General features: G+C 45.6%; 17 protein-coding genes and 1 other RNA gene. 10 read left to right on the top strand and 8 right to left on the bottom strand.

From position 1 onward, the window contains the following. Nucleotides 1–15: 15 nt before the first annotated feature. The 4 genes from rpiA to zapA all read right to left on the bottom strand — a co-directional run bounded on the left by rpiA (nt 16) and on the right by zapA (nt 1,902). On the bottom strand, nt 16–672 hold the full coding sequence (gene rpiA / locus ZX61_RS14765) for a ribose-5-phosphate isomerase RpiA (protein ID WP_049845390.1): 657 nt from the start codon (nt 670–672) through the stop codon (nt 16–18). Nucleotides 673–771: 99 nt separating this feature from the next. Further along, on the bottom strand, nt 772–1,359 hold the full coding sequence (locus ZX61_RS14760; RefSeq protein WP_049845389.1) for a 5-formyltetrahydrofolate cyclo-ligase: 588 nt from the start codon (nt 1,357–1,359) through the stop codon (nt 772–774). A gap of 32 nt (nt 1,360–1,391) precedes the next feature. Further along, a non-coding RNA gene (ssrS, locus tag ZX61_RS23775) (6S RNA) lies at nt 1,392–1,574 on the bottom strand. Between the two features lie 19 nt (nt 1,575–1,593). Next, complete coding sequence (gene zapA / locus ZX61_RS14755) at nt 1,594–1,902, bottom strand: cell division protein ZapA (protein ID WP_049845388.1); 309 nt, start codon at nt 1,900–1,902, stop codon at nt 1,594–1,596. A gap of 236 nt (nt 1,903–2,138) precedes the next feature. Between zapA and ZX61_RS14750 the strand changes: the two genes are divergently transcribed. From ZX61_RS14750 to ZX61_RS14740, 3 genes are read left to right on the top strand one after another with little or no spacing between them, the layout of a single operon-like run. Next, the gene (locus ZX61_RS14750; protein WP_049845387.1) at nt 2,139–2,717 is read left to right on the top strand and encodes a YecA/YgfB family protein; all 579 of its coding nucleotides are present in this window, start codon (nt 2,139–2,141) and stop codon (nt 2,715–2,717) included. Between the two features lie 11 nt (nt 2,718–2,728). Beyond that, nucleotides 2,729–3,904: a 2-octaprenyl-6-methoxyphenyl hydroxylase gene (gene ubiH / locus ZX61_RS14745; RefSeq protein WP_049845386.1), complete on the top strand. Its 1,176-nt coding sequence runs from the start codon at nt 2,729–2,731 to the stop codon at nt 3,902–3,904. Nucleotides 3,905–3,928: 24 nt separating this feature from the next. After that, the gene (locus ZX61_RS14740; RefSeq protein WP_049845385.1) at nt 3,929–5,161 is read left to right on the top strand and encodes an FAD-dependent 2-octaprenylphenol hydroxylase; all 1,233 of its coding nucleotides are present in this window, start codon (nt 3,929–3,931) and stop codon (nt 5,159–5,161) included. A gap of 42 nt (nt 5,162–5,203) precedes the next feature. On the opposite strand, the gene ZX61_RS14735 is transcribed toward ZX61_RS14740, so the two are convergent. From ZX61_RS14735 to ygfZ, 3 genes are all read right to left on the bottom strand, one after another. Next, complete coding sequence (locus ZX61_RS14735) at nt 5,204–5,410, bottom strand: DUF1107 domain-containing protein (protein WP_049845384.1); 207 nt, start codon at nt 5,408–5,410, stop codon at nt 5,204–5,206. A gap of 622 nt (nt 5,411–6,032) precedes the next feature. Next, nucleotides 6,033–6,530, bottom strand: coding sequence for an aminoacyl-tRNA deacylase (locus ZX61_RS14730; RefSeq protein ID WP_049845383.1), 498 nt, complete (start codon nt 6,528–6,530; stop codon nt 6,033–6,035). Next, entirely contained in the window at nt 6,523–7,491 is a 969-nt protein-coding gene (gene ygfZ / locus ZX61_RS14725; protein ID WP_049845382.1) for a tRNA-modifying protein YgfZ, read from the bottom strand. The genes ZX61_RS14730 and ygfZ overlap by 8 nt, the downstream gene beginning before the upstream one ends. Nucleotides 7,492–7,691: 200 nt before the next feature. Here ygfZ and ZX61_RS14720 point away from each other — a divergent pair, with 200 nt between their 5' ends. Further along, the gene (locus ZX61_RS14720) at nt 7,692–7,952 is read left to right on the top strand and encodes an FAD assembly factor SdhE (RefSeq protein WP_049845381.1); all 261 of its coding nucleotides are present in this window, start codon (nt 7,692–7,694) and stop codon (nt 7,950–7,952) included. Between the two features lie 43 nt (nt 7,953–7,995). Further along, nucleotides 7,996–8,319, top strand: a complete 324-nt coding sequence (locus tag ZX61_RS14715; protein ID WP_235431342.1) for a hypothetical protein — start codon at nt 7,996–7,998, stop codon at nt 8,317–8,319. A gap of 10 nt (nt 8,320–8,329) precedes the next feature. On the opposite strand, the gene nadB is transcribed toward ZX61_RS14715, so the two are convergent. After that, nucleotides 8,330–9,943, bottom strand: a complete 1,614-nt coding sequence (nadB, locus tag ZX61_RS14710) for an L-aspartate oxidase (RefSeq protein ID WP_049845380.1) — start codon at nt 9,941–9,943, stop codon at nt 8,330–8,332. Between the two features lie 414 nt (nt 9,944–10,357). Here nadB and rpoE point away from each other — a divergent pair, with 414 nt between their 5' ends. From rpoE to lepA, 5 genes are all read left to right on the top strand, one after another. Next, the gene (rpoE, locus tag ZX61_RS14705; RefSeq protein ID WP_004415624.1) at nt 10,358–10,936 is read left to right on the top strand and encodes an RNA polymerase sigma factor RpoE; all 579 of its coding nucleotides are present in this window, start codon (nt 10,358–10,360) and stop codon (nt 10,934–10,936) included. 25 nt (nt 10,937–10,961) lie between these two features. Continuing rightward, the gene (locus ZX61_RS14700; protein WP_049845379.1) at nt 10,962–11,576 is read left to right on the top strand and encodes an RseA family anti-sigma factor; all 615 of its coding nucleotides are present in this window, start codon (nt 10,962–10,964) and stop codon (nt 11,574–11,576) included. Beyond that, the gene (gene rseB, locus ZX61_RS14695) at nt 11,573–12,538 is read left to right on the top strand and encodes a sigma-E factor regulatory protein RseB (protein ID WP_049845378.1); all 966 of its coding nucleotides are present in this window, start codon (nt 11,573–11,575) and stop codon (nt 12,536–12,538) included. Before ZX61_RS14700 ends, rseB begins: the two co-directional genes overlap by 4 nt. Beyond that, entirely contained in the window at nt 12,535–13,005 is a 471-nt protein-coding gene (locus ZX61_RS14690) for a SoxR reducing system RseC family protein (protein WP_049845377.1), read from the top strand. Before rseB ends, ZX61_RS14690 begins: the two co-directional genes overlap by 4 nt. A gap of 127 nt (nt 13,006–13,132) precedes the next feature. Continuing rightward, entirely contained in the window at nt 13,133–14,926 is a 1,794-nt protein-coding gene (gene lepA, locus ZX61_RS14685; protein WP_049845376.1) for a translation elongation factor 4, read from the top strand. Nucleotides 14,927–14,982: the final 56 nt, after the last annotated feature.

The following is a 14,982-nucleotide window of genomic DNA, read 5'->3' as shown; positions in this document are numbered from 1 at the left end:
AACAAAATGAAGGGCTTATGCTTCGATTTTTGCCCCTTCAGGAGTACCAGTAATCACAACATCAGCACCGCGATGGGCAAATAGGCCAACGGTGACGACGCCAGCGATGGCATTGATTTTATCCTCAAGCGTTTTCGGGTCAGCGATCTGCATATTGTGAACATCAAGAATCACGTTACCATTATCAGTCTTCACACCTTCGCGGTAAGCCGGATCACCACCAAGTTTTACTAATTCTCGCGCAACGTATGAGCGTGCCATTGGGATTACTTCCACAGGTAGTGGGAACTCGCCAAGAACGTCGACAGCTTTAGTGTTGTCAACAATACATACAAACTTATCAGAAATAGCAGCGACGATTTTTTCGCGAGTTAGCGCTGCACCACCACCCTTGATCATATCGCGAGCAGCGTTGATTTCGTCTGCGCCGTCAACATAAATGTCTAGCTTAGCCACTTCGTTACAGTCAAAAACCTCAATGCCTAGGCTTTTTAGTTTTTCAGTTGAAGCTTCAGAGCTTGATACAGCACCTTTAATGTCATCTTTCATTGTTGCTAGTGCATCGATGAAGTGATTTACTGTCGAGCCAGTGCCTACACCAACAATGCTGTCTTTTTCAACATACTTCAGTGCTGCCCAACCAGCTTCTTTTTTCATTTCATCTTGAGTCATGCTCATCTCCTAAAGGCGGTAGTATTAACGATTGCGGCGCGATTATAGCCTTATCCTACCGATACTTGAAGTTAAGCGAAAAGAATCTAAGCAAGAGGGTCAATCCCATTGCCAAATCTTGGTTGGAGTCACAACTTTCGGCAGTGGTACATCCCAAGATGCTATCGGCAACTGTTCCACATGTTGACAATCGTGGGCAAGTCCAATTGGTATCGGTCCTTTTCCGGTCTTAAACCAAGGTTCTAAGGTTCGATCATAGTAGCCTCCTCCCATACCTAATCGGTGACCTCTTGAGTCAAAACCGACCAGTGGCGTGCAGATAAGATCGAGTGACTTGGCCGGCAGGATTTGGCTTTGAGCGAGTTTGGGTTCAGGTATTGAGTAGCGATTTAGCACCATTGGGGTAGTTCGATCATAATGCAGAAACAGCAGGTGGCCTTTGGAAAAGGGATGAATGACGGGCAGGTAAGTCTTTTTACCTTGCTGCCATAGCCACTCAATCAGAGGCATGGTTTCAAGTTCGCCATCCGTCGTGAGATACAAGGCGATATGTTGGGCTTGAGACAGTTCAGGCAGACGTGAGAATTGTTGAATTAAATCTAGCCCTGCGAGATGCTGAACATCACTATTCAGTTGATTGCGCTTGTGACGAATACTTGTACGAAAGTCTTGTCGGGATAGTGTCATGACTGTACCCATGGTTAATGGGGATCAGGTAAGGATACCCCAGAGTGCCGTTGGAGAAATGGACCCTTGAACCAGCTGGTTCAAGGCGGATCAGCAGAGATAACCGTAGGCTTCTCGGTACAAGCCGAGCCTGCTCAATAGCTACCAAGTACTAACCCTTAGGTATTGCTTATCGGCTCAGGGACTTAATCCCCTCACGAACACTCCAGGGTAAATTCTTGACGGTGTAAAGGTTTATTGCTGTCCTGGCTTAACTTTACTAATTGCGTTGTCTAACGATGCCGAAAGGAGTTCCATTCGCTCATATATGGCATCTTGTTCCTGCTTAGAATTACTGTCACGCGCTTCTAGCTCATGACAAAAGTTTAACGCAACAAAGGTCAAAAGTTGAACTTCATTGGTAATCTTGGTTTTCGCTGACATATCTTGTAGACGCTCTTCAAGGCGTTCTGCGGCTTTAATTAACGACTCTTCTTGTCCTGCTGGACAATTTACGAGAGTGAGTTTGCCTAAGATTTCAACTTCTACCGCTTGATTACTCATATCGACTCTATATCGGTTGCCTAAGGTGATAACGCAGATAATCACCGAGGAGGAAACTATAGAAAAACGCCAATTAAGATTCAAGCTTTTCAGAGCAGTGATAGGTAAATCAGAGCGTAATAACACAGTATTTGGGCAATTTGTGCAAAAGCTGCCCACAATCGCTAATCGCTCGTTTTCGCTCGCTGTGGTAAGTGATACGATTGGAGATATTTAGATAAATTTAGGCCATTCCAATGAGCGAAACAAAACTACCTGATTACCTAGCATTTGCCAGTGAACTGCAGTCGGCAGGATTAGCGGTTAATCCTGCTGAGTTGCATGGGTTATTGATAGGCATGCTAAGCGGTGGCTTGAGCCTGACGGATAAAAGCTGGCAACCAATGGTTTTTGACTATGTGAGCGAGGGAATGGGGTGGCCAAGCAAAACGCTGCAACTGGCTGAAGCAACCTTAGACGCGAGTATTGCTGAACTTACCGGCTCTGGAATGGACATTAAAATGTTACTGCCAGATGAAGACGCAAGTGCCTCGCTGTTTGATATTGCGGATGGTTTAGCTGACTGGGTGAACCACTTTATCTCTGGATTGGGGTTAGTCAACGCTGAGCTTAAAAAGGCTTCTAACGATGTTAAAGAAGCACTTGCTGACTTAGAAGAGATCGCCAAGTTAGGCATCGATGAAGATGATGACTTACAAGAGCAGGCGCAGCTACTTGAACAGGTTATTGAACACGTCAAAGCGTGTGTCTTAACTATTCATGCGGAATTTGGCCAAAGAAAAGCTGGACCGCAGCAAGCGCCAACGATTCATTAGAAGAGGTTTTCATGAAGCAGTTTGATGTGGTGATTGCTGGTGGTGCGATGGCAGGAATGACGCTTGCACTTGCGATAAATAAGCTTGCAACGCAGCCTCTGTCTGTGGCTGTGATTGAGCCGTTTCAGGTTGATCATAAATCGCACCCCGGGTTTGATTCTCGCTCAATAGCTTTATCATACGGTACAGTTTCAGTCTTAAAGCAGCTTGGTTTGTGGCAAGAGATTGCGAAAGTTGCAACCCCCATTGAACATATTCATGTTTCAGATCGCTCCCATGCAGGAATGACGCAGATTACCACTGAAGAAGTAGGCGTTGATGCATTGGGCTATGTCGTTGAACTGGAGGATGTTGGACGTATTTATCATCAACAAGTCCAGCAAGATACCCAAGTCTCTGTGCTGCATGCTGCGGTTGATCAGGTGCAGCGTAATGAAGAAAAGGTCACACTTGAGTTAAGTGATGGCAGCCATATCGAAGGGAAGTTATTGGTTGCGGCCGATGGCGCCATCTCTACTTGTTGTGAGCAAATAGGCATAGAGCTTTCTGAGTATGATTTCGAGCAAGTGGCGGTGATCGCCAACATCACTGCTCAATCGCCACACAATGGGCGTGCATTTGAACGTTTTACTCAATCAGGGCCAGTAGCCTTGCTGCCGATGTCGCGAGGACGAATGTCATTAGTTTGGTGCGTACGACCTGATAAAGCGCAAGAGATCATTAACTATGACGATGAACAGTTCCTCTCAGAGTTGCAAGATGCTTTTGGCTGGCGACTCGGAAAAATACAGAAAGTCGGCCAGCGAGCCAACTATCCATTACTGTTACGTTACAGAAAACAAAATGTTTCCCATCGTTTTGCCATTGTGGGTAATGCCGCGCAAACCTTGCATCCCATTGCTGGACAAGGATTCAATTTGGGTATACGGGATGTAGCGACGTTGGCAGAGCTCATTGCCGATTCGAGTGAAGATCCAGGTAGCTATAGCGCTTTAGCACAGTTTAAAAACTCGCGCAGTGAAGACCGCAGTGCAACCATCGCCATGACTTCAGCTTTAGTGCATATCTTCTCCAACGATTACTTGTCATTACGTATTGCGCGTAACCTTGGGCTATTTAGTATGGACAATTTCCCCGTGCTTAAAACCCCCTTATTAAGAAGAACACTAGGTTTAGTGGCTCGCTAGATACGCGAAAAAGGATACAAAACTATGATGAAAAGTGTAGATATCGCCATCGTCGGCGGTGGAATGGTTGGCTTGGCGCTTGCCGCTGCATTCAAGGACACTGAATTGCGTATCGCAGTTATTGAAAGTCGCGCGCCAGAGAGTGAGCTGAATGACTTACCAGATGTGCGAGTTTCAGCACTCAGCCGCTCAAGTGAAACTGTGCTTAAAAATTTAGGTGCATGGCAGGGTATTACTCAACGCAGGGCTGCTCCATATCAAGCGATGGAAGTCTGGGAGCAAGACAGTTTTGCTCGAATTGAGTTTGAAGCTCAACAATTAGCGCAACCGGATCTTGGGCATATTGTCGAAAATCGAGTGATTCAGCTTGCGCTTCTTGAACAGGTTAAGCTGCAAAGCAATGTGACGTTGTACATGCCAGAGAAGTGTGCTTCGATGGCAATCGGAGAAAGTGAAGCTTGGCTGACTTTAGATAGCGGTCAAGCGTTAACGGCTAAACTGGTAGTCGGGGCTGATGGGGCAAACTCTTGGGTTCGCAAGCAGCAAGATATCCCACTGACACATTGGGATTACGGCCACAGCGCAATCGTTGCTAATATCCGCACTAAAGAGAATCATCTTCGAGTCGCAAGACAGATCTTTACTCCGCAAGGTCCTTTGGCATTTCTTCCTTTAGGTGAAGACAACTTGAGCTCGATTGTCTGGTCAACGGATCCGAGTCGTGCAGAGCGCCTTATCAATATGTCTTCAGGTGAGTTTGATAGAACCTTAACGGCTGAGTTTGATAACCGTTTAGGGTTGTGTAAAGTTGAAGGTGAACGTTTCGCATTTCCACTGAAGATGCGTTATGCGCGTGACTTTGTTACTGAGCGTGTTGCCTTGGTTGGTGATGCTGCACATACCATTCATCCATTAGCGGGGCAGGGAGTGAATCTTGGCCTGTTAGATGCTGCGAGTTTAGCTGAGGAAATTATTCAGCTCTGGCAAAGTGGAGAAGATATTGGTTCTAAGCGAAATTTACGCGGATATGAGCGGTGGCGTAAATCGGAAGCCGCCAAGATGATTGCTGCAATGCAAGGGTTTAAAGACCTTTTTGAAGGAAGTAATCCAGCGAAAAAGCTTATTCGTGGTATTGGTATGAAACTCGCAGGTCAACTGCCGGGAGCGAAAGATGAAATCATGAAACGAGCATTAGGCTTAAAAGGGAATCTTCCTCTGTTAGCGCAGCAATCACGCCACAAATCACAAGCAATATGAATGCAAAAAGGGTTGGCACTGCCAACCCTTTTTATAATTCTGTTATGCGTATGCGCAGCGAAGCTTCATGATTTCTTGGTTAATCTCTTTTACCGTTTGGAAATGCTTACGCTCTGCTTTTTCTGGCAAGATCAACTTACCGTTATCAAATTCAAACTTACCAACCCCGTAAATGTAAATTCTTCCCTTAAATAGCCGACTAATGTGTTTAGCAATCATACTTGGTGTATAGCGCTTAAACAGTCTCATACAGTTATCCTTATCTTTAGCAAGCACTGCAAATTATATGTGTTTCCCACCCTGAAAATTGTGATTGTGATGGTGGAAAATGCAGATGAAACGGGTTTGTTTGGATATTTGTGTTGCTGTAGACAAAACCACGGATAAATATCCAATTTATTGTGATAATTACCTCACTTATCTTCTGACAGCGGAACTCGCGTAAGAGTTCAATCGCGAAACATTAAACCTCAGTTATATGACACATTTAAGAATAGTTTAACTTTTTGGATTGGGTGTAAAGGAATTGTAATGTTTCGTCAAAAAAAAGCCCGCTTTGATGCGGGCGAATAGTCACAGATGCATTACACAAAAAGTGGATGTCCTGAAACAATCAGTGGATTCACTTTTTAGTTGGAGAAGGATTCACATACCTTTCGAGCCACATACCAACTCTAAGAAAAGCTGTGTCATTCAGGCCAAAACGTATAGCTGAACGAACTTTAACCAACGGAGACAGCATACTTCAAAAAAATCACCATGACTACTTATGCTTGTTTGATGAATAATAATTTAGTTAAGAAAAAGCTAATGATGCGATAGTGCTCAAGGTTTGATGAAATCGATTGCAACAAGCTTGTACACCTTCTACCTAGTTATGGGTAGAAGGTGTTTGATTGCGGCAGATATCGCCAATGAGAGGTTGGGTTAGTTGAATAAGATCTTCGCAGCTTAATGCGAGGCCTGCCATATTAGAGCCGCTGCTGATAGTGACTTCCGGTTCTGCCAAAAGTTGTTGGTCGAAAACAATTGTCATAGGTGTGCGCAGCAATAATGGAACGACTGTACCGATTTGGTATCCGGTGAGACTGATAACTTCATCCATAGACACACAAGTCATTCGCCGCCAGCCGAGTAATGCACGAACCTTTTTGGGATCTACCGATTTATCCCCAGGGGCGCAGGCAATGGCATAGCGGTTACTCATATCGCGCAGAACGATAGATTTAACCATTTGTTGCGGGCGAATGCCTCGTTGCTTTGCCGCATCTTCTATCGTTGTTGCTGGTGTTTGGTGTGGCAGCAGGCGAAAGTGAACCCGCTGCGACTCAAGATATTGAGTAATATGAGTTGAGGAAAGATCAGTCATTGTCTTCGAGTGAGTAGGGCAGATTAACAAAAGTCCATTCGCTCTCTGGCTGATCTTTTAAGCGCAGCTTAGTGTCTGCATCAAGATTGTTAGGCAGTACGATAAGCGCCAGCGCTTTGCCATCACTGTAGCGGTATTGCGCAATCAGCTTACCTGCGCTACGCCAGTTTTCACCTACTGCGCGCTCTAATTCTGCATTGACATCAATGCTAGTGTCAGCATTACCTTGAACGATAAACAGTGCGCGTTTATTGATACCACGGTACTTGGCTCGCGCGACCGTTTCTTGTCCGGTATAGCAGCCCTTGGTAAAGCTAATTCCCCCAAGTGCTTGAATATTTAACGCTTGCGGTATGTGTTCATTCTGTTGTTGTGCATTGAGTAGTGGCAAGCCCGATTGAATATCTAGCAAGGTCCAGAGTTCATCTGTTACTTGCTCTGCTTGGCTCGCGGCAACGATTTTCTCTGCGGCGGTTTGTTCAACGAGCAGTAGCCAACGCTGCTGGTCAATTTTAACCGCAGTACCGCCTTGGATTGAGCGTACATTGCCAGTCTGCGATGACAACGAGTCGACAAACGTTGTTGCAGATGTCCCCATTAAGCCCAGCGCGATATCTTCTGTTTGCGTAATCTCTACTTTTGAGAAAATCGCATATTTCTTTAGCTCAATCAGCTCTTTTTCTATAATGGATGTTGGTTGGAACATGGCATAGCCGCCGTTGTGGTGAAACAGTCGAAATACGCTCCACATTTTACCTTTTGCATCGCAATGAGCGCCGAAAGTTGAGTCATGCTCATCTAACGTAACCACATCACACGTCACCTGACCTTGAAGGTACGATTTTTTGTCATCTCCAGTTATAGTGATGGCACTCCAAGAGGGAAGCACTGCTACTGAAAGTTGAGGAAGTGCATCGTTTGACGCAAGTTGTAGGGGAGCAAACGCTTTCTGCCAGTCCATGATTGATTCCTAATAGAAACTTTATAGGCGTATGTTAGCGCTGATTCCTAGTGATAAACAACCTTTAGAGTTGTAGGCGTTTATTTACCATCTGAAGGTCGAAAATCATGACCTTGCTCGGGAGTGTGACTGACGTACTAGTTGTCAGCGAAATTGCTTGTTACACTCGGCGCAAACAACCGGATAGGTGAGGAATTAGAATGTATACCGCAGAACAAAAAGCGCGTATCAAATGGGCATGTCGTCGTGGAATGCTAGAGCTCGATGTTGTGATTATGCCGTTCTTTGAAGAATGTTTTGACGCCCTACAAGACAATGAGCAGAAAGATTTCGTGTCTCTATTAGAGTGTGATGACCCTGATCTGTTTACATGGATTATGGGTCATGGCCGCAGTGAGAACCTTGGTCATGCTTCTATGGTAGATAAGATTGTCGCCCATAACCTCAGTAAAGTGCGTTAGGCTTAATCTTAGCCCCTCTTATATATCTACAATGGCCAGTGTCATGCTTTTGATGCTGGTCTTTTTGATTATTACCCTGTCATCGATTCCACTTCCGGCTTCGCTCATGCTGATTTACTTACTGGGTAAATTGGCCGCTACCAAAGTGGATCTGTTGCCTACAATGCAAGGTGAGGTGGAGTTTATCTCTCCGACTCGTTATAAAACCGCTCAAGGAGTTAACCATATTCGAACGGTTAATTATGTGGCTATGGCTTTTGGCTTGTTGATTACACGCTCCGACAATAAGCGGGAAATTTTATGGCGTGATAGCCTGCCAGAAGCAAGCTATCGGCATATAGTGGTGATGTTAAAAAGGGAGCACTAAGCTCCCTGGGTTATTTTTGCTTCTCTGGTAGTAGTATGGTCGGGCCGCTATCTTTAGCTAGCTCTGGGTAATCGAGAGTGTAGTGAAGACCACGACTTTCTTTTCGTTCCATTGCACAGCGCACCATTAGTTCAGCAACTTGCAGTAGGTTACGCAACTCAAGCAAATTATTGGAGACTTTAAAGTTGCTGTAATACTCGTGAGTTTCTTGTTGCAGCAACTGTATACGACGCAGCGCACGTTCTAGGCGTTTGTCGGTTCTGACAATCCCCATGTAATCCCACATAAATAGGCGTAATTCGTGCCAGTTATGTTGGATAACCACTTCTTCATCTGAACAACTCACTTGGCTTTCATCCCAAGCAGGAAGCGTTGGTGGCAATGTTGCCTTGGCAATATTCGCAATGATGTCATTGGCGGCAGCCCATGCATACACGACACACTCAAGAAGAGAGTTTGATGCCATACGGTTCGCTCCATGCAATCCTGTGTAGCTCACTTCGCCAATCGCATAGAGCTGAGAAAGATCGGTTTGCCCCGTTTGCTCGACCATAACACCACCACACGTATAGTGGGCGGCTGGAACCACTGGAATTGGCTCTTTGGTCATATCGATGCCAAGGTCGAGTAAACGCATATTAATCGTTGGGAAGTGCTTCTCAATAAAATCAGCTGGCTTGTGGCTGATATCAAGGTACATGCAATCTGCACCCAATCGCTTCATCTCAAAGTCAATGGCTCGCGCGACGACATCACGCGGAGCAAGCTCTTCTCGCTCATCAAAATCGGGCATAAAACGAGAGCCATCTGGACGGCGTAAATAAGCCCCTTCACCACGTAGAGCTTCTGTGAGTAGAAAGTTACGCGCCTCTGGATGGTATAAGCAGGTTGGATGGAATTGGTTGAACTCAAGGTTAGCAACTCGGCATCCCGCACGCCATGCCATGGCAATGCCGTCTCCAGAAGATACATCCGGATTTGACGTGTACTGATACACTTTAGAAGCACCACCAGTTGCAAGAACGACAAATTTCGCTCTGACGGTTTCCACATGCTCTTGGTTGCGGTTCCAGATGTACGCTCCAACTATTTTCTTCTCGTCACCACCGACTTTGTCTTCGGTGATAAGGTCTAGTGCGTTATGACGCTCTAGAACAGTAATATTTGGATGATTATGAACATTGTCCTGCAGCGAGGTTTGCATTGCCATACCGGTAGCATCAGCAGCATGCAAAATTCGTCGATGGCTATGACCACCTTCGCGAGTCAAGTGATAGCGTGGAGCTTCATCACTGTCGTTCTCTTCACGATCAAAAGGTACACCACCATCGATCAGCCACTGCACGCACTCTTTGGCATTCTTGGCAATGAACTCAACCGTCTCTTGCTCGCAGATACCGGCACCAGCCACTAAAGTATCTTGGACATGAGACTCGATACTGTCTGATTCGTCAAATACGGCGGCAATGCCACCTTGCGCATAATAGGTCGCACCTTCGCTACGCGGCCCTTTACTCAGTACGATTACCTTGCCGTACTCTGCGACACGTAACGCCAAAGACAGTCCTGCTGCGCCACTACCCACCACTAACACATCACATTGATGTTCACGGTTTGCGTTCATAAAACTTTTAAATTCCCGAGTTAATGTGTACCTGTGCCATATTCATCCCGAAAAACCGTTGCGGCTTGGCAAGGTAACAGAGCGATCCCGCTCTAAAATAATTCAATGAATTGCAACGTCGACTCTGAAATCTAAAGAGTCAACTCACTATAGTACCACTGTGAGAGTGGCTTTGCATAAATGCAATTGTTCGTAAATAGCATTGCTTTTCTTTACCTTGATCCTCACAATCTGCAACAAGAAGTAGATTGAAGTGTCATTGCGTAAAAATAGTTTGAAGAATTTTTGAACTTATATTTATTTGCTAGGTCACAATAGTGCTCAAGTAGGCAGTGGTGTCAAGACTACATTTTGCATAATTAATGCTCATGTCTGAGAAGATTAGAGTGAATAACGATAGGAGTACCCGCTCGAATGAACGAGCAGCTGACCGATCAAGTATTAATTGAGCGAGTTCAGAATGGGGATAAGCAAGCATTCAACTTGTTGGTGACTAAGTACCAAAATAAAGTCTGCAACCTTATTTCTCGCTATGTGAATAATCCTGGTGATGTTCCCGATGTAGCGCAAGAAGCATTTATAAAGGCGTACCGAGCGATACCAAGCTTTCGTGGTGAAAGTGCCTTCTATACTTGGTTATATCGGATTGCCGTTAATACTGCAAAAAACCACCTTGTTGCCCAAGGGCGCAGACCGCCTGCACAAGATGTGGATACTGAAGATGCTGAATATTACGAAACAGGAAGTGCTTTAAAAGAAATTTCGAACCCTGAGAATTTAACGTTGTCCAATGAATTGAAACGTGTTGTTTTCAGTGCAATCGAAGCACTGCCTGATGATTTAAAAACCGCGATGACGTTGCGTGAGCTTGATGGCTTAAGCTACGAAGAAATAGCAGCGGTTATGGATTGCCCTGTAGGAACGGTACGTTCGCGTATCTTCCGTGCTCGTGAAGCGGTTGAAAAGAAAATTCAACCCCTTTTACAACGCTAGACCAGTAACATTAATGGTGAAAATAATGGCTGACAAAGAGAAACTTTCAGCACTCATGGATGGAGAGTTGGTTGATAAATCTCTAATTACTGAATTAGAGAAAGACCAAGATAGCCTACAGACTTGGCAAAGTTACCATTTAATTGGTGATGTGATGCGAGGTGAAGCACCGGAACAGCCGGAGTGGAATATAGCTGAAAGCGTAGCGTTAGCGTTAGAGGGGGAACCCGCGCACTCTAAGGTTACTCAGTTAGAAGAACATCGCTCGGTCGAGTCGCAACCGACGCCGTCACAAGCGCGTCGCCAGTTACCTGCTTGGTTAACTCAATTCGGTCAGGTAGCTATGGCCGCTTGTGTATCTTTGGCAGTTATATTGGGTGTCCAGCAGTATGGTGGAACGGATGCTGCGACTGCACCTGAGACGGAAACATTGCCTGTTCTTCAGACTATTCCATTTTCTGGTAGTGCAGAGCCTGTAAGCTTGACGCGCTCTTCCGTTGAGCAACCAGCGAATGAAGTGAATATTCAGGAGCAGCGCCGCCGCATCAATGCGATGTTACAAGATTACGAATTACAACTACGCTTAAACAGTGACAATACCATTGAGCATAGTGATAATCCTGAAACGGTAGTTGAATGAAAAAATTTCTGATCAGTGCGCTGACACTGTTCAGTTTGAATACACCAATAGCCTTTGCAGAAAATAACGCTGCAGAGGCTTTGTTGCATCAAATGAACGAGGCTAGTCAGCAGCTTAGTTACGAGTTGTCTTATGTCCTGATAAAGAAAAATAGTATTGAGCCACTGCTTTATCGTCACGCTAAAGCAGAGGAACAACAACTCGCCCATCTCGTTTATCTTAGCGGTCCTGTCCGTGAGGTGATTCGCCGTGGCGACGAAGTGAGCTACATTGAACCAGGTGTAGAACCTTTCACCATTGAGTCTGGCAATATGGTTGCGCCGACGATTCCGTTGTTAAATTCGGATGTTAGTGAGTTGAGCAACTTCTATGATTTTATTCAGGTTGGTCGTGCTCGCGAAGCTGGTGCTGCCTGTCAGGTCTTGCGCGTTGTGCCGAAAGATGGCCAGCGTTACTCTTACGTTCTTTGGGTTGATGAGAAGAGCAAACTACCTTTACGTGCCGATCTTGTCGATCGTGACGGTGAGATTTTAGAGCAATACCGCACCATCTCATACAGCGTCAATGATCGAATTAGTCAGATTCTTAGTGGTCTGAATCAAGTTAAATTGCCACAGGTACTTTCTCTACCAAAAGGCCAAATCACGAACCCATTTTGGACAGTGGGTTGGATCCCAAATGGGTTCGAGCCAAAAGAACTTAATCGCTATCGTATGACCAATACTGAGCGTATGGTTGAAAGCCAGATGTACAGCGATGGGCTGTTTAGCTTTTCGGTTTACGTGTCAGATAGTGATAATTTGTCACTAAAAGGGCAGCTTGTCCGCCAAGGTCGTCGCACCTTACATAGCTTTGTCCGTGGTGATCGCGAGATCTCTGTGATTGGCGATATACCGCCAGCAACGGCCAAGCGCATTGCTCAATCGGTAACGTTTACTGCCAATGAGAGTGCCACGCAATGATGACGGCATTGGCTACTGTCTCTGCCGTTAAGCCTGTTTCCTCCGGTTTTGACGTAGAGCTAAGCTGCGAGCAACAAACTAGCTGTAGTAGCTGCTCCTCACAAAAGAGCTGTGGTACGGGCATTGTATCTAAAGCTGTCGGTAACAAATCTTTACACTGGCACCTAGTGACGCAAAAGTCGGTGAAAACTGGTCAAGTGGTTGAAATTGGTCTGCCAGAGAAAAGTTTGCTCCAATCGGCGGCAGTGGTTTATTTAGTGCCCTTATTTGCTCTGATCTTGGGTGCATTCGTTGCCCAGTGGTGGCTGGCGCCATTGTTTTCCGCTGGGGAAGGGCTGGTTATTTTCACTTCTGCTGTCGCAACGGTCGGTGGTATTTTCCTCGCAAAACGACTATCGGCTAAATTAGAGCAGCAATCTTCGCAACAAGTCATACTATTAAGGGTGTTGGGCGAACCAATTAGCTAGTGCGAAGTGACTAGAAATTGGGTAGAATCTGCCAACTTGATTGAAATGCCGTCGTTCACCTTGAGAAAACGCAAGGTTCAGAGCGGCTTTCTTGTCCCTATTTAAAAGAGTTTAGTCACACCAAATCATGAAGCACATTCGTAATTTTTCGATTATCGCCCACATCGACCATGGTAAGTCGACCCTATCAGACCGTTTGATCCAAGTATGTGGTGGATTAAGCGACCGTGAAATGGCCTCACAGGTTCTGGACTCCATGGATCTAGAGCGTGAGCGTGGTATCACCATTAAATCTCAGAGTGTGACTCTAAACTACACAGCGAAAGATGGTGAAACATACCAACTTAACTTCATCGATACACCAGGGCACGTTGACTTCGCATACGAAGTTTCGCGTTCGCTTGCTGCCTGTGAAGGTGCGCTGCTGGTTGTGGATGCGGGTCAAGGTGTAGAGGCTCAAACTCTTGCTAACTGTTATACCGCGATCGAAATGGATCTAGAGGTGGTGCCAATCTTGAACAAGATTGATCTTCCAGCCGCAGACCCAGAGCGTGTCGCAGAAGAGATCGAAGAAATCGTTGGTATCGACGCGATGGAGGCGACTCGCTGTAGTGCGAAAACGGGTATTGGTGTTGATGATGTTCTTGAAAATATCGTATCAGCGATCCCAGCGCCAGAAGGTGATCCGGAAGCACCACTACAAGCACTAATTATAGACTCCTGGTTCGACAACTACCTTGGTGTCGTTTCTCTGGTGCGTATTAAAAATGGCGAACTGAAGAAGAACGATAAGATTAAGGTAATGAGCACAGGTCAAGTTTGGGGAGTTGACCGTCTTGGTATCTTCACACCTAAACAAGTCGATACTGATATTTTACGTACTGGTGAAGTTGGTTGGGTGGTTTGTGGTATCAAAGACATCCTAGGCGCCCCTGTCGGTGATACGCTAACGCTAGCAAAACATGGCTGTGAAGCTGCGCTACCTGGTTTTAAGAAAGTAAAACCTCAGGTCTACGCTGGCCTATTCCCTGTGTCGTCTGACGATTACGAAAACTTCCGTGATGCGCTAGGTAAGCTAAGCCTTAACGATGCATCGTTGTTCTACGAACCAGAAAATTCTGCGGCACTGGGTTTTGGTTTCCGTTGTGGCTTCCTTGGTATGCTGCACATGGAAATTATCCAAGAGCGTCTAGAGCGTGAGTACGACTTAGATCTGATCACCACTGCGCCGACTGTAGTGTATGAAGTTGAAGAAACCAACGGTAATCTACTTTACGTAGATAGCCCAGCGAAGCTTCCAGCGGTTAATGACATTGAAGAAATTCGTGAACCGATTGCTCGCTGTAATATTCTTGTACCGTCGGATTACTTGGGTAACGTCATTACACTTTGTGTTGAAAAGCGTGGTGTTCAGGTTGATATGGTTTATCACGGAAACCAAGTAGCAGTGACTTACGATATCCCGATGGCAGAAGTGGTACTTGATTTCTTCGACCGTCTGAAATCAACCTCTCGTGGTTACGCTTCGCTGGATTACAACTTCCAACGCTTTGAAGCTTCGAATATGGTTCGTGTCGATGTGCTACTAAACGGCGATACAGTAGATGCGCTTGCGATGATAACTCATAAAGATCACTCACAAACACGTGGTCGTCAGCTAGTCGAGAAGATGAAAGAATTTATTCCTCGTCAGATGTTTGATATCGCGATTCAGGCTGCAATTGGTAATCACATCATCGCCCGTTCAACGGTTAAACAGTTACGTAAAAACGTAATTGCCAAATGTTACGGTGGTGACGTGAGCCGTAAGAAAAAGCTCCTGAAGAAGCAGAAAGAAGGTAAGAAACGTATGAAGCAGATCGGTAACGTAGAGCTGCCTCAAGAGGCCTTCCTTGCCATTCTGCACGTAGGTAAAGACTAATCCCTGTCATATTTGCCATCGCAGCGTTACTGTCTGTGCAAACTATTTATGGGATT

This window comes from Vibrio sp. VPAP30, assembly GCF_001188205.1.
Lineage (GTDB): Bacteria > Pseudomonadota > Gammaproteobacteria > Enterobacterales > Vibrionaceae > Vibrio > Vibrio bivalvicida.
This window is presented reverse-complemented; position numbering and strand designations above follow the sequence as displayed.

What these genes read in the sequence shown, in the direction of transcription:
- rpiA (WP_049845390.1), bottom strand. Translation starts at nt 672, where the DNA reads ATGACTCAAGATGAAATGAAAAAAGAAGCTGGTTGGGCAGCACTGAAG.
- ZX61_RS14760 (WP_049845389.1), bottom strand. Translation starts at nt 1,359, where the DNA reads ATGACACTATCCCGACAAGACTTTCGTACAAGTATTCGTCACAAGCGC.
- zapA (WP_049845388.1), bottom strand. Translation starts at nt 1,902, where the DNA reads ATGAGTAATCAAGCGGTAGAAGTTGAAATCTTAGGCAAACTCACTCTC.
- ZX61_RS14750 (WP_049845387.1), top strand. Translation starts at nt 2,139, where the DNA reads ATGAGCGAAACAAAACTACCTGATTACCTAGCATTTGCCAGTGAACTG.
- ubiH (WP_049845386.1), top strand. Translation starts at nt 2,729, where the DNA reads ATGAAGCAGTTTGATGTGGTGATTGCTGGTGGTGCGATGGCAGGAATG.
- ZX61_RS14740 (WP_049845385.1), top strand. Translation starts at nt 3,929, where the DNA reads ATGATGAAAAGTGTAGATATCGCCATCGTCGGCGGTGGAATGGTTGGC.
- ZX61_RS14735 (WP_049845384.1), bottom strand. Translation starts at nt 5,410, where the DNA reads ATGAGACTGTTTAAGCGCTATACACCAAGTATGATTGCTAAACACATT.
- ZX61_RS14730 (WP_049845383.1), bottom strand. Translation starts at nt 6,530, where the DNA reads ATGACTGATCTTTCCTCAACTCATATTACTCAATATCTTGAGTCGCAG.
- ygfZ (WP_049845382.1), bottom strand. Translation starts at nt 7,491, where the DNA reads ATGGACTGGCAGAAAGCGTTTGCTCCCCTACAACTTGCGTCAAACGAT.
- ZX61_RS14720 (WP_049845381.1), top strand. Translation starts at nt 7,692, where the DNA reads ATGTATACCGCAGAACAAAAAGCGCGTATCAAATGGGCATGTCGTCGT.
- ZX61_RS14715 (WP_235431342.1), top strand. Translation starts at nt 7,996, where the DNA reads ATGCTTTTGATGCTGGTCTTTTTGATTATTACCCTGTCATCGATTCCA.
- nadB (WP_049845380.1), bottom strand. Translation starts at nt 9,943, where the DNA reads ATGAACGCAAACCGTGAACATCAATGTGATGTGTTAGTGGTGGGTAGT.
- rpoE (WP_004415624.1), top strand. Translation starts at nt 10,358, where the DNA reads ATGAACGAGCAGCTGACCGATCAAGTATTAATTGAGCGAGTTCAGAAT.
- ZX61_RS14700 (WP_049845379.1), top strand. Translation starts at nt 10,962, where the DNA reads ATGGCTGACAAAGAGAAACTTTCAGCACTCATGGATGGAGAGTTGGTT.
- rseB (WP_049845378.1), top strand. Translation starts at nt 11,573, where the DNA reads ATGAAAAAATTTCTGATCAGTGCGCTGACACTGTTCAGTTTGAATACA.
- ZX61_RS14690 (WP_049845377.1), top strand. Translation starts at nt 12,535, where the DNA reads ATGATGACGGCATTGGCTACTGTCTCTGCCGTTAAGCCTGTTTCCTCC.
- lepA (WP_049845376.1), top strand. Translation starts at nt 13,133, where the DNA reads ATGAAGCACATTCGTAATTTTTCGATTATCGCCCACATCGACCATGGT.